Raw genomic sequence first — 12,516 nt, forward strand, 5'->3', positions numbered from 1 at the left:
TCACTATTACGCCTGGTCCGCCATCAACTCGCGAACGTCCGTCAGGTGCCCGGTCACCGCCGCCGCCGCCGCCATTGCGGGCGAGACGAGGTGCGTGCGCGATCCCGGGCCCTGGCGTCCTACGAAATTGCGATTCGAAGTGGAAGCACAACGTTCTCCAGCGGGAACCTTGTCCGGGTTCATCGCCAGGCACATCGAGCAGCCCGGCTCGCGCCACTGGAAGCCCGCTTCCAGGAAGATCCGGTCGAGCCCTTCCTCCTCGGCCTGGCGCTTAACCAGCCCCGAGCCCGGCACGATCAGCGCCTGGCGGATGCGGTCGGCCACCTTGCGGCCCTGCACCACCGCGGCAGCGGCGCGCAGATCCTCGATCCGGCTGTTGGTGCACGATCCGATGAAGATGTGCTCCACCGGAATGTCCTGCATCGCAGTGCCGGGGGTGAGACCCATATAGTCGAGCGAGCGCTGCGCGGCGGCGCGCTTCGAGGGATCGGCGAAGCTCTCCGGATCGGGCACGACGCCGGTGATCGGCACCACGTCCTCGGGGCTGGTGCCCCAGGTGAGCGACGGCGCGATATCGGCCGCGTCCAGCGTCACCACCTTGTCGTACACCGCGCCCTTGTCGGTCGGCAGCGTCTTCCAATAGGCGACCGCGCGGTCCCAGGCTTCGCCGGTCGGGGCAAGCGGGCGGCCCTTGAGATAGGCGAAGGTCTTCTCGTCCGGCGCGATCAGGCCCGAACGCGCGCCGCCCTCGATCGACATGTTGGAGACGGTCAGCCGCCCCTCGATCGAGAGGTTGCGGATCACCTCGCCGGTGAATTCGATGACATAGCCGGTGCCGCCGGCCGCGCCGATCTTGCCGATGATCGCCAGCACCACGTCCTTGGCGCTGACCCCGTGGCCGAGCGTGCCGTCGACGCGGACTTCCATCGTCTTCGATTGCTTGAGCAGCAGCGTCTGCGTGGCGAGCACATGCTCCACCTCGCTGGTGCCGATGCCGAAGGCCAGCGCGCCGAGCGCGCCGTGCGCCGAGGTGTGGCTGTCGCCGCACACCAGCGTGGTGCCGGGGAGCGTGAAGCCCTGTTCGGGCCCGACGACATGGACGATCCCCTGCCGCGCATCGAGCGCATCGATATAGGGCACGCCGAACTCGGCGACATTGCCGCGCAACGCGGAGAGCTGGCCGGCGCTGGCCGGATCAGCGATCGGCAGCGGGTTGCCGGCGGCATCGACGCGCGGGGTGGTCGGCAGGTTGTGATCGGGCACCGCGAGGGTAAGGTCGGGGCGGCGCACCGTGCGATCGGCCGCACGGAGGCCGGCAAAGGCCTGCGGGCTGGTGACTTCGTGGACGAGGTGCCGATCGATATAGATCAGGCAGGTGCCATCGTCCCGGCGCTCGACGACATGGTCGGCCCAGATCTTCTCGTACAGGGTGCGCGGTTCACTCGACATGGCGGGCGCTTTAATCGAATCGTGCGTGGATGCAAGGTTCGGGGACATTTTCTGCCTCGCCTAATTCTCACCTGGGCGGGAAGCTTAGGATGTGGATCGAAGGACCGGCAGCACCAAAAATCCTTCGTCATTCCCCCGAAGGCGGGAATCCATTGCCATGAGCGCTGGGGAAAGAGCCTCGGCAACAGCGCCAATGGATCCCCGCCTTCGCGGGGATGACGGCTATTTTGACCTAATGCGTTGCCCCGCCCTGGCGGGAGAGGAGAGGTGAGGCGCACGAGGTTCAAGAAGGGCGGATTCCGCCTACTTGCGGACGTTCGCACAACCGCCCATTTCGCTGCTATTCAACTCCAGGTGGAGAAGAAGGGGATGGCCGCACTTCGGCAGGTTATCGGCGGGGCGGGTATGATCTGTGGCGCGCTGTTTGCTGCATCTTATTGGAAACTCATTCACATCAACCCAACGCTAGAAAAAGGTTTCATGGTCTGCTTCTGTGCTACTCTCTTTGCTATGAACGTTGTTGAGCTGTGGGCTGATAGAAAAGCGCGCACTCGAAAAGCGTAACGGACGGCAGCTTCCCATCACTTCCAGCCAATCACCGCCCAGCCGCCACCCCACGTAAATAGCGCTGCACCACCGCCACCTCGTCCGGCCGCAGCGCGTGGAGGTTTTCCTTCACGATCGTCCCCATGAAGCCGACATCGCGCCCCCCTGCCCCAACGCCCTGATGCAGCAGCCGCTGGAAGTCCGCCGGTGCATAGCCCGCCGCCATCGGCGCGAGCGGCGGTACCACCTTGCCGTCATGCGCACGCGGCTCGGTGAGCGCGTGGCACTCGGAGCAGAGCACCCGCGTCAGGTACCGCCCCGGATCGGCCGGCCGCTTCGCCACCCCGTGCGGCGCCACCACCAAGCTCGGCAGGGTCGCGCCGGTCAGGATCTTCCAGCGCCCGACCGGGCCGAACCAGGTCGTCGCCTGCACGTCGTCGGGCCCGGGCTTGAGGCTTCGGACCCAGGCGATGATCCGGCCGACATCGTCGTCCGCGAGGTACGTCATCGACCAGGCGGGCATGAGGAAGACCGTACGGCCCTCCTTGGTCACCCCTTGGCGGATCAGCCGGGCGAGTTCGGCATCCGAATAGCGCGCGGCGCTACGGGCGATCGGCGGCGGGGCGACCTGCCCCTCGCGCCAGTCAACCGGGGTCCACACCGCGCCCTTGCCGTCGCCATGGCAGCTCTTGCAGCCGGTGAGCGTCGCCAGCCGGGATCCCTCCGCCAGCGACGCCGTGTGTCGTGCGGCACCGCGATGGGCGTGAGCGGCACGGCATGGCTGCGGCGGATGACCCATTCGGACGCGCCGTACAGCCCGCCCGCGGCCACCACCGCGAACGCTGCCGCGCCCAAGCCCAGTCGTACCAAGATCCGCATCGCCATCCCCCAAACTAAAATTCCCCTCTCGATTGCGGGAGGGGCTGGGGGAGGGTGTGTGCGGGAAGCCGAGTCTGCGATCGAAGAAGCGGGGCTGCGCCGCACGCATCCAACATCAAGCTGTCGCCCGCTCGCCTGACTCACCTCCCCTAACCCCTCCCGCAAGCGGGAGGGGGACAAAAAGGGCTATGCCAAAGCGGGGCGAGGTTCGCCAGCGCAGCTCAGAACTTGAACCGCACGCCTGCCCGGTACACCCGGCCGATCTGGTCGTAGAGCGCCGGATTGTTGAAGATCGTCGAGCGGGCCGGGTCGCGATCGAACAGATTGTCGATCTTGCCGTAGAGCGTCACGTCCTTGATCACATCGAAGGTCGCGCCGACATCGAGGTAGAAGGATCCCGGCATATAGGCGTTGTCGATCGTCGGCCGCGCCGCGGTCGAGGCCGGGCAGCCGCTCTGGCAGACGACATATTGGTTGCCGATCGTGCCCGAACTGAACCAGCGCTCCTGCACCAGCAGCGAGAAGCGGCCGCTGTCATAGGTCTGCACCGCGAGCCACTTCCACTTCGGCGTTGCGCCTAGGTTGTTGCCGGCATTGTCGACCGGAATCGTGCCCGGCAGCCCGGTATCGGTGATGTTGTTGATCACATGCGTCGCCAGCGCGCGCAGCGTGAAGTTGCCGGGCAGACCCAGCGGCCGGGCCCAGCGATAGCTCGCCTCGATGTCGAAGCCCTCGGTGCGGATCGAGGCGAGGTTGAACGCCTGGACATTGATGAAATTGGGGCCGGCGGTGTTGCTCAGGTTGAACGCGCCGCAGGTCTCCGGCAGCACCTTCTGGAAGCAGAGCTGGACGATGTCCGCTGCCGCGAGGCTCGAGATCACCTCGTCGACCTTGATCTTGTACCAGTCGAACGAGAGGTTCAGCCCCGGCAGCCAGCCCGGGTTGGCAAGCGTGATGCCGGCGGTGGTGTTGCGCGCGATCTCCGGCTTGAGCGCGGTGTTGCCGATCGCGTTCTGGATCACCAGCACGTTGGTGTTGGTGAAGGGGTCGAAGAAATTGGGCAGCGTCGTGGTCACCGGCGCGGCGAACAGCTCGGACAGGTTGGGCGCACGCACGTCGCGCGAGGTGACGCCGCGGATGCGGAGACCGTCGATCGGCAGCTCCCAGGTCCCGCCGATCTTCCACGCCCAGACGGTGCCCGAGGTGCTGTAGTCGGTCACGCGCACCGCGCCGTTGAGGTTGGCGCGCCCGAGCCTCTCCGATTTGAGCAACGGCAGGTTGGCCTCGAAGAACGCTTCCTTGACGCTGTAGGCGCCCTGCCCGTTCTTGTAGTTGCCGGCATACCAGTTGTTGCCGGTGGCGAGCAGTACCGGATCGTTCGGATAATCGCCGCCCGGTGCGGTGGCGTCGAAACCCGCGCCGTAAGCGTCGGCACGGACCTTGTAATATTCGTGACGGAACTCGCCGCCGAACGCGATCGACAGCGGCCCGGCCCAAAGGTCTATCGGCGAGCCGGAGATGTTGATGCTCGCCACGTCCTGGGTCTGGCGAGTGCGCTGGAACGGCCCGTGTTCGGGCATGATGTACGCGAGCGCCGCCGCAGAAGGATTGCCGCCAATGATGTTGAGCGGCTGACAGCCATTGGCGCGCGCGGTAGCGTCGCGGCAGACGATCGCGCCGTTCAGCGTGGTCGCGTCGATCGCCTGGTTGAAACGACGCGACAGCAGGATGTTGCGCACGTCGATATCGGTATAGTTGGTGCCGTGCTCGCCATAGATGTCGTAGCTCCAGGGCGTGCCGGCGACCTCCAGCTTCCCCTTGCCGCCCAGCACGAAGCGATATTGCCGGCGATCGGTATAGACGCGGGTATTGCCCAGTGCCGCATTGCTGGTGCCGTACTGGAAGCTGGTGATCCCTGCGGTCGCGCAGGCCTGCTGCACCAGGGCGGGCACATAGGGATTGGCGCATTGCAGCGTCAGGCCCGGCCGGTTCTGCCCGTTGACGGGCTGGTTGTTGGTTTTCACCTGGCCGATGTTGATGGTGAAGTAGAGTTCGTTGTCCGGCGCGATGTCGAAGCCGGCGCGCCCATAGCCGTTGATCCGCTCGATCGCCGATTTGAGCGAGCGGCCCGCATCGACATTGCCCGACAAGTCGCCGCCCTCGCAGAAACCGGGGAAACAGCCGAGGATGGTGCCGGCGGCATTCTTCGCGGGTACGCCGTTCGAGCCGTAGCGGAACTGGAAGGGCTGGCCGCTCTGGTCGAAGGCGATGCCCTGCAGCGGTCCGGCGGTGATCAGGCCGTATTTGGTGAAGGTGGTCGATTGCGCCCAGTCGCGCACCAGATATTGCGGTGTCCCGTCGTTGAGCACGCCGCGATTGACCAAGGTGCGCTGGGTAAACCAGGTGCGGCCGTTGGCGAGCCTTGTGCCGAACTCGCCGCCGCCGATGCCTTCCTCCTTGTCATATTCGGCGCTGCCGACGAGGTGGAGCCGGTCGCCCAGCGCGCTGGTGCCTGCCGCCAACTGCACCAGCCCGGTGGCGTCGTCGCCATAGGTGGTGATGCCGCCCTGAATGTTGCCGCGGATGCCTTTGAAGCGGGTATCGGTGATGAAGTTCACCACGCCGCCTACCGCGTCCGAGCCATAGGAGGCCGAGGCGCCGCCGTTGACGATGTCGACTCGCTTGACCAGCAGCTGCGGGAAGAGACTCACGTCCGGCACGCCCGTGACGTTGGCGCCGACCACCCGCTGCCCGTCGAGCAGCGTCAGCGTACGGATCGTGCCGAGGCCGCGTAGCGAGAAGGAGCTGAGCCCCTGCTGGCCGCTCGAGGTGCTGAAGGTGTTGACCTGCGTGCCCGACGAGCCCTGCAGCGACGGCAGCTGCGATATGGTGGTGAAGACGTTGGGCTGGGCGTTCGCGGCGATCTGCTCCTCGCCCAGCACCGTGGTCGGCGTCGGCGCGTTGAAGCCGCTCACTGCGATGCGCGAGCCGGTGACGATGATCTCGCTATCCTGCGCATCCGCCCGCGTCTGGGGGACCGTGTCCTCGTTCGCTTGGGCTTGCGGCGCGGGCGCGGTCTGCGCGAGCGCCGGCAGCGCCACGAAGCCGAGCCCGGCGACGCTCAGGGCAAGCGACGTGGTCCGCAGCAACAAGCGGCGGCGATCCCTCTTATCGTAGAACATCCTCACCTCCCTTTTTCGGCGTCCGATCTTCGGACCGGCGGGGAAGCGGCGGCGAATGCGCGGCGGGACGCGCCGAGCATGCCGACAACGTCAGGACGCATCATTCCTGTCGCGATGCAGCAAGTGCATCACGGCTACCGATCGGCTCCTCTCCAGTTCAACGCCTTGGTTATCGTACCAGTCGCGCGAAACACCCGGCCATGGTACGCTAGAGCGCACCACCGCCTCGCTCCCGTCGAGCGATGTTCACGTTAACATGGCAACGCTATTGTTGCCGGTCGGGGAAGTCAATAGTCCGTGTACATTGCAGTTGCCCCGTTTGGGAGGCGCCGAAAACTCAGACCAGCGGCTCGTGGTCTTCGCCAGCGTTCAGCCGACGACTTCCTTCGGCGAGACATAGGCGGGGTCGTGCGCGAACGGCAGCGACGCCCCTTGGCGCAGCGCGGCGAGCACTGCGGCAAAGTCGGTCTCGCAGCGGAAGCCGAGCACGCGCTCGGCGAGGCTCGAATCATAGACGCGACCGATGCGGGCCGGCAGCGTCCAGCCGCGCGCGGCGTAGAGCGCCGGTGCATCCGGGAAGGCGCGCGCGATCACCGCGGCGGCATCCTGCTTGAGCGCGGCACAGTCTGCGCGGGCGAACGGCGTCGGCGCGGAAATCACGAACACGCCGTGGCCGATCGCCGGCGCCCGCTCCAGCGCCACCAGATGCGCCCGCGCGGCATCCTCCACCGTCAATCGGCGGTGGAGCAGCTCATTGGCCTTGAGATTCTCGCCCGACGGCGTGGCGTGGGTGTCGTCGTCCTCGGGGAAGAAGCGGCTGGTGCGCAGCACGATGGTGGCGAGCCCCTGCTCTGCCCAAGCGATCCGGCACAGCCCCTCGGCGGCCAGTTTGGTGACACCGTAGATGTTGCGCGGCGCGAGCGGGCCGCTCGCCTCGTCGAGCCACACCGCCGCCTCGCCCGCCTCGTCGCGGATCGCCTGGCTGATCATCAACGAGGTGGTGGAGGTGAAGACGAACCGGTCGTGTCCCGCGGCCTTGGCGCACTCCAGCAGATTGAGCGTGCCGGTCACGTTCACGTCGACGAAGGTCTGCGCCGGGTATCGCACGATGTCCGGCTTGTGCAGCCCGCCGGCATGGATCACCGCCTCGACGCCATGTTCGGCAAAGACCTGCTCGACCAGCGCACGATCGGCAACCGAGCCCAGCACGTCCGTATCCACGCCGGGCGCGACGTCGAGCCCGACCACCTGGTGCCCCGCCCCCCGCAGCATCGGCGCCAGGAAGCGCCCCAGCCAGCCCGACGATCCGGTGAGCAGCACCCGCATCAGTCGCGCGCCCCATATTTGCGCGCCAGCACCGCGCAGACGAACAGCTGGAGCTGGTGGAAGATCATCAGCGGCAGCACGATCAGGCTCACCGCGCCGCCGGGAAACAGGATCGTCGCCATCGGGATGCCGCTGGCCATGCTCTTCTTCGACCCGCAGAAGACGATGGCGATCTCGTCCTCCTTGCTGAAGCCCAGCTTGCGGCTGCCGACCATCGTCGCCGCGATCACGATGCCGAGCAGCACCGCGTTGAACGCCAGCACCAGCGCGAGATCAGCGAGCGACACCCTGCTCCACACCCCCGCCACCATGCCCTCGCTGAACGCGGCATAGACGACGAGCAGGATCGAGCCGCGATCCACCACCATGGTCAGCAGCTTGTGCTTGAGGATGAACCCGCCGATCAAGGGCCGCGCCGCCTGCCCCGCCGCAAAGGGCAGCAGGATCTGCATCGCGATCGATTCCAGCTGGGAGAGCGAGAAGCCTGCGCCGCTGTTGCTAGGCAATAGCAACGCCACGAGCAGCGGGGTGATGATCACACCGATCAGATTGGAGAGCGAGGCGCTGCACAAGGCAGCCGGCACGTTGCCGCGCGCGATCGAGGTGAAGGCGATCGACGACTGCACCGTCGACGGCAGCAGGCAGAGGAACAGGATGCCGAGCGCGATTCCGCCCGGCAGCACCTGTCCGGCCACCGCGTAGGCGCCGAGCCCGAGGATCGGGAAGAGCAGGAAGGTGCTGAGGAAGACGGTCAGCTGCAGCCGCCAGTTGGTGAGCCCTGCCCAGATCGCCGAAGGGGCCAGTCGGGCGCCGTAGAGGAAGAACAGCAGCGCCACCGCGATCGTCACGGCCTCGTCCGAAATGCTCGCCCACATGCCTCGAGCAGGGAACAGCGCGGCCAATCCGACCGTGCCGAGCAGCATCAGCAGATAGGGATCGATCCAACGACGAAGGGCGGCCATGCGGGTACTCGCATCATGGAAACTGCGGTGGCCCATGCGCGCGCCCGCAGTCCCGCGCAAGCGCTCAGGCGGCCACCGGCACCTGCACCGGACGCAACCTCTCGCCGTCATCCGCCCAGTCGGTGCGGCGACGGACAAAGGGGTTGAGGAACAGGAAGGGCAGCTTCACGAACAGCAGTTCGGAGTGGATGAACGTGTCGACCGCCCGCTCCCACCAGCGGGGTTCACGCTTGCCGTTTGCGCGCAGCCAGCCGTCATAAGGCGCCCAGTGGCTCGGCTCGTCCTTCTCGATGATGCGGAAGATGCGGGTCAGCACCTTGTCGCTCAGCACCGCCGGATGATTCAGCAAAATGTGGACCTGCTTGTGCCCGCGCTGTTCGGTGAGCGAGATCACCCGGCAGAGCTTCTCGAACTGCGCGTCGTCGTCGATCACCGCCTGGGTATCGAGCGTGTCGATCGTGCGGCGGAACATGATCTCGACGAAACGGTCGATATGCCCGCAGGTCCGGTCGACCGCGAGCGGCATGCGCCCCTGCAGCTCGAACCAGCGCTTGAACATATGGTAATGCTTGCGCTCGTCGGCGCGGTGCTTCTCGATCGCGGCGATCAGCGCATGGTCGTCCGGCGCGCGCACCCGCACCGCCTCGAGCACCCGGTCGATGCTCGTATAGCCGCGATGCTCATTGTAAATGTAGATCGACCCCAAGAGGTCGAGATAGCGGCGACGGAACGCGGGCAACATTGCGGGACGCTATGCGTCCGCCATGTTTCCGTCAATCGGCGCTCTTGACGAAGAAATGGTCGATCACGTCCTTGGCGAGCCGCGCCGGACGCTTGGTTTCGGCGTCGAGGCAGCACCAGCTCGACTTCACCTCGGCCAGCACCTCGGACCCGCGGCGAATGATCGTCTCGTAAAAGGCGCGGGCGCCCTGCACCTTCTCCAGCAGCACCGTGGCGACCACGTCGTCCTCGAGAAAGGCCGGGCGGCGATAGGTGATCTCGTGCTTGAGCGCGACCCACAGATGCTCGGCCACCGCCTCTACCGGGGCGAGCGCCTGCCAGTGGCTCACCACCGCCGCCTGCACCCACTTCAGATAGGACGCGTTGTTCACGTGTCCCATGAAGTCGATATCGTCCTGTTCGACGTCGACCCGGAATTCGAAGGGAATCGCAGCGTTGCTCACCCCTGCATCATAGACCAGCACAGGCGAACAAGCGACCCTGCGCACGCTTAAATTGCCGCGGATGGCACGATCTTGCGCCGGGCACGCATGCCGTAGCGGCAGGCGATCAGGCCGGGCCGATTTCCAGCCGCTTGGCCAGCGTATCCCGACGTGCGTCGAGTTCGTGACGGGCGCGTTCGAGCAGTTCCAGCTCGGTCGCTTCGAGCAGGTCGTCGACCACGCCGCGCAGGTGCTTGCGCATCGCCGCGCGCGCCCCGTGCGGATCGCGGGCATGAAGCGCGTCGAGAATCGGGCGATGCTCGTCATAGCGCGGGTTGACGCCGTTGCGGCGCGCGCGATCGAACATGTTGGCGCAGAGCGGCGAGCGGGTGCGCAGCTCCCACAGATATTCCACCACGCTGCGGATCGCCGCATTGCCTGTCGCATTGGCCACCGCGATGTGGAAGCGGTGATCGGCGTCGAACAGCGTCGCGTTGCCGGTGGCGGGGTCGGCCATTTCCTCGGCAATGTGATCGAGCTCGGCCAGCTGTTCGGCGGTGATCGACACTGCGGCGAGCGCCGCCGCCTCGCCCTCGAACAGGATCCGTGCTTCGGTGAGGTCGAACGCGCCGATGTCGAGGTTGAGCGCATCCTCGCGCAGCCCGCCCGAGCTGTCGCGGTGGGTGACGTAGAGGCCCGAGCCGTGGCGTGCCTCGATCCAGCCCTTCATCTCCAGCGCGATCATCGCCTCGCGGATCGTCGGCCGGCTGACCTTGTACTCTTCTGCCAGATCACGCTCGCCGGGCAGACGCGTGCCGGGCGCCCAGCGGCCGCCTTCAATTCCGTCGGCGATCGACGCGGCCACGCGCTGGTAGAGTTTGCTTCGGTTCAGTTTCATCACCGACTCTCATAGGCGAGCGACGGGTTTTCGCAAAGCCTTTGGCCTTACCAATCAATCCCGAAAACGATCGGGCAAGTAACGGTCGGGATCAAGCGCGGGGATCTGCCCCAGCAACAGCTGGCAGGCCAATCGGCTTGCCGCGGGCGCGGTCTGGATGCCGAAGCCCCCCTGCCCGGCGCACCAGAAGAAGCCGGGCGTCGCGGGATCCAGGCCATAGACCGGCCGCCGATCGGGCGCGAAGCTGCGCAGGCCTGCCCAGCGATGCTCCAGCGCCGCGACGCGCCAGTCGACCACTTGCTCGAAGCGGTGGATGGCGGTGGCGATGTCGATTTCCTCGGGCGCGGCGTCGCAAGGTGGGCTGTCCACTTCGTCATGCGGCGTGAGCCACAGGCGCCCGCCCGCCTCGGGCTTGAAGTAGAAGCTGCCGCCAAGGTCGCTGACCAGCGGGCAGCCGGCGGGTGGGGCCGGATCGGTGCGCAGCTGGACCATGGTGCGGCGATAGGCGCGGATGCCGATCGGCGCGGCCCCCGCCAGCGCGGCGACCTCGTCCGCCCATGCGCCGGCGGCATTGACCAGCAGGTCTGCGGCGAACGTGCCGGCCCGTGTGTCCAGCCGCCAGGTGCCGCCCTCGCGCACCGTCCCGGCCAGCCCGGCCGAGCAGTGCAGCACCGCGCCTGCCGCCTTCGCGCGGGCGAGGAAATGCTGATGCAGCGCGGCGACGTCGATATAGGCGCAGCCGGGCTCGTGCACGCCGAGCGCCCAGTCGTCGCGCAGGCCGGGCACGATGCTGCGCGGGTCGACCGCGTGGAGCGCCACGCCGCTGCCCTCGAACGCCGCGAGGAAGGCATCGACTCGCCCCTGGTCGCCGGCCCGCGCCAGATGAAGTTCCCCCAGCGGATCGAGAAACCCGCCCTCGCGCAGCATCGGGCCCGAGGCGGTGGTGAGCGGCTGGATGTCCGGCCCGCCATAGGTTTCGGACCAGAAGGCGGCGGAGCGCCCTGTCGCGTGATAGCCGGGCCGCTCTTCCGCCTCGAGCAGCAGCACGCGCGCATGCGGCGCGAGTTCGGCGGCGAGGCTCGCCCCTGCGATGCCCGCCCCGACGATCGCGACGTCGAACTTGGTCATGCGCGCGGCGCCCTCGCGGCGATAAAGCCGTCGATCGTCGCCAGCGCGCGATCGCGCACCGGATCGGCTTCGCGAAGGATCTCGTGCGCGCTTTCCGGCCCGAAGCGCAGCATCTCCGCTTGCGGCAGCCGCGGCGCGATGCGCAGCGCGGCGCGCGCGTCGACCAGCCCGTCCGCCTCAGCGATCACGAACAACAGCGGCGTGCGCACCGACTCCAGCGGCGCCGCTTCCAGCGCCGCCATTGAGCGGAACGCCGCGACCAGCCATTGCCAGCTCGGGGCGCCGGTCAGCAGCGTGCGGTCCTTGGCCTGCCACCACAGCTCGTCAGCATAGCGCGCGGGGTCGTGGGTGAGCAGGTTGGCGCGGGTCTCGGTGGTATAGGGCTTCTCGTTGCCCTTCCATGCCGACCGTCGCGGATCGCCGAGCCGCGCCAGCACCCGCGCGATCGGCGGCGCCAGCTTGCCCAGCGCGCTGCGTACCCCCAGCATCGGCGCGACCAGCACTGCGGCGTCGGGCGCGATGGCTCCCTCGGCCAGCCCGCGCAGCACCAGATGCCCGCCCATCGAATGGCCCATCACGACGTGCGGCCCTGGCGTCTCCGCCTGCCACTGCGCGGCAAAAGCGCGGAGGTCGTCGATATAGGTCACGAAATCGTCGATATGGCCGCAATCGCCCTTGGGCGTCAGCCGCCCGGATCCGCCCTGCCCGCGCCAGTCTAAGGCGGTGATCGTCCAGCCCTGCCCGTGCCAATGCGCGAAGCTTTCCAGATACTTCTCGAACACGTCACCGCGGCCGGTCTGGAACAGGATGCTGCCGCGCGGGGTACCCTCGGCCGGCCAGTGGAAGCGGCGGAGCGGCCAGCCATCGGGGGCACTCCAGCGGTCGATCACCGCGCCCTCGGGGATCGCACGCGCAAAATTCCGGGAAACTGCCATGCCGCGTGGTTACGGTTTCGTAAGCCGGTCCGTCTACCCATTTGGCCC

The 12,516-nt window shown here is 67.2% G+C and carries 11 protein-coding genes; 1 reads left to right on the forward strand and 10 read right to left on the reverse strand.

Annotation, left to right across the window (positions count from 1 at the left end):
* Positions 1 to 6: 6 nt before the first annotated feature.
* Positions 7 to 1,449, reverse strand: a complete 1,443-nt coding sequence (gene leuC, locus QZ670_RS04445) for a 3-isopropylmalate dehydratase large subunit (protein WP_294252577.1) — start codon at positions 1,447 to 1,449, stop codon at positions 7 to 9.
* Positions 1,450 to 1,818: 369 nt separating this feature from the next.
* On the opposite strand from leuC, the gene QZ670_RS04450 reads away from it, so the two are divergent.
* Complete coding sequence (locus QZ670_RS04450; RefSeq protein WP_294252578.1) at positions 1,819 to 2,013, forward strand: hypothetical protein; 195 nt, start codon at positions 1,819 to 1,821, stop codon at positions 2,011 to 2,013.
* A gap of 31 nt (positions 2,014 to 2,044) precedes the next feature.
* On the opposite strand, the gene QZ670_RS04455 is transcribed toward QZ670_RS04450, so the two are convergent.
* From QZ670_RS04455 to QZ670_RS04495, 9 genes are all read right to left on the reverse strand, one after another.
* Positions 2,045 to 2,794 carry a cytochrome c gene (locus tag QZ670_RS04455; RefSeq protein ID WP_294252579.1) on the reverse strand — a complete coding sequence of 250 codons (750 nt, stop codon included), beginning with the start codon at positions 2,792 to 2,794 and terminating at the stop codon, positions 2,045 to 2,047.
* Positions 2,795 to 3,095: 301 nt separating this feature from the next.
* Positions 3,096 to 6,056, reverse strand: a complete 2,961-nt coding sequence (locus QZ670_RS04460) for a TonB-dependent receptor (protein ID WP_294252580.1) — start codon at positions 6,054 to 6,056, stop codon at positions 3,096 to 3,098.
* 369 nt (positions 6,057 to 6,425) lie between these two features.
* On the reverse strand, positions 6,426 to 7,382 hold the full coding sequence (locus QZ670_RS04465) for an NAD(P)-dependent oxidoreductase (protein WP_294252581.1): 957 nt from the start codon (positions 7,380 to 7,382) through the stop codon (positions 6,426 to 6,428).
* On the reverse strand, positions 7,382 to 8,344 hold the full coding sequence (locus QZ670_RS04470; RefSeq protein ID WP_294252582.1) for a bile acid:sodium symporter family protein: 963 nt from the start codon (positions 8,342 to 8,344) through the stop codon (positions 7,382 to 7,384). Before QZ670_RS04470 ends, QZ670_RS04465 begins: the two co-directional genes overlap by 1 nt.
* A gap of 64 nt (positions 8,345 to 8,408) precedes the next feature.
* Positions 8,409 to 9,086, reverse strand: coding sequence for a ferritin-like domain-containing protein (locus tag QZ670_RS04475; protein WP_294252583.1), 678 nt, complete (start codon positions 9,084 to 9,086; stop codon positions 8,409 to 8,411).
* 31 nt (positions 9,087 to 9,117) lie between these two features.
* Positions 9,118 to 9,528 (reverse strand): thioesterase family protein, encoded by a 411-nt coding sequence (locus tag QZ670_RS04480; RefSeq protein ID WP_294252584.1) that lies wholly within the window; start codon positions 9,526 to 9,528, stop codon positions 9,118 to 9,120.
* 106 nt (positions 9,529 to 9,634) lie between these two features.
* Positions 9,635 to 10,405: a FadR/GntR family transcriptional regulator gene (locus tag QZ670_RS04485; RefSeq protein WP_294252585.1), complete on the reverse strand. Its 771-nt coding sequence runs from the start codon at positions 10,403 to 10,405 to the stop codon at positions 9,635 to 9,637.
* A 54-nt stretch (positions 10,406 to 10,459) separates the two neighbouring features.
* Positions 10,460 to 11,533 carry an FAD-binding oxidoreductase gene (locus QZ670_RS04490; RefSeq protein ID WP_294252586.1) on the reverse strand — a complete coding sequence of 358 codons (1,074 nt, stop codon included), beginning with the start codon at positions 11,531 to 11,533 and terminating at the stop codon, positions 10,460 to 10,462.
* A complete protein-coding gene (locus tag QZ670_RS04495) occupies positions 11,530 to 12,468 on the reverse strand; it encodes an alpha/beta hydrolase (protein WP_294252587.1) in 939 nt (312 codons plus the stop codon). The genes QZ670_RS04490 and QZ670_RS04495 overlap by 4 nt, the downstream gene beginning before the upstream one ends.
* Positions 12,469 to 12,516 lie beyond the last annotated feature (48 nt).

Source organism: uncultured Sphingomonas sp. (assembly GCF_913774285.1).
Taxonomy (GTDB): Bacteria; Pseudomonadota; Alphaproteobacteria; order Sphingomonadales; family Sphingomonadaceae; genus Sphingomonas.

Coding starts and splice junctions, on each gene's coding strand:
- leuC (WP_294252577.1), bottom strand. CDS start 1,449: ATGTCGAGTGAACCGCGCACCCTGTACGAGAAGATCTGGGCCGACCAT.
- QZ670_RS04450 (WP_294252578.1), top strand. CDS start 1,819: ATGGCCGCACTTCGGCAGGTTATCGGCGGGGCGGGTATGATCTGTGGC.
- QZ670_RS04455 (WP_294252579.1), bottom strand. CDS start 2,794: ATGGGTCATCCGCCGCAGCCATGCCGTGCCGCTCACGCCCATCGCGGT.
- QZ670_RS04460 (WP_294252580.1), bottom strand. CDS start 6,056: ATGTTCTACGATAAGAGGGATCGCCGCCGCTTGTTGCTGCGGACCACG.
- QZ670_RS04465 (WP_294252581.1), bottom strand. CDS start 7,382: ATGCGGGTGCTGCTCACCGGATCGTCGGGCTGGCTGGGGCGCTTCCTG.
- QZ670_RS04470 (WP_294252582.1), bottom strand. CDS start 8,344: ATGGCCGCCCTTCGTCGTTGGATCGATCCCTATCTGCTGATGCTGCTC.
- QZ670_RS04475 (WP_294252583.1), bottom strand. CDS start 9,086: ATGTTGCCCGCGTTCCGTCGCCGCTATCTCGACCTCTTGGGGTCGATC.
- QZ670_RS04485 (WP_294252585.1), bottom strand. CDS start 10,405: ATGAAACTGAACCGAAGCAAACTCTACCAGCGCGTGGCCGCGTCGATC.
- QZ670_RS04490 (WP_294252586.1), bottom strand. CDS start 11,533: ATGACCAAGTTCGACGTCGCGATCGTCGGGGCGGGCATCGCAGGGGCG.
- QZ670_RS04495 (WP_294252587.1), bottom strand. CDS start 12,468: ATGGCAGTTTCCCGGAATTTTGCGCGTGCGATCCCCGAGGGCGCGGTG.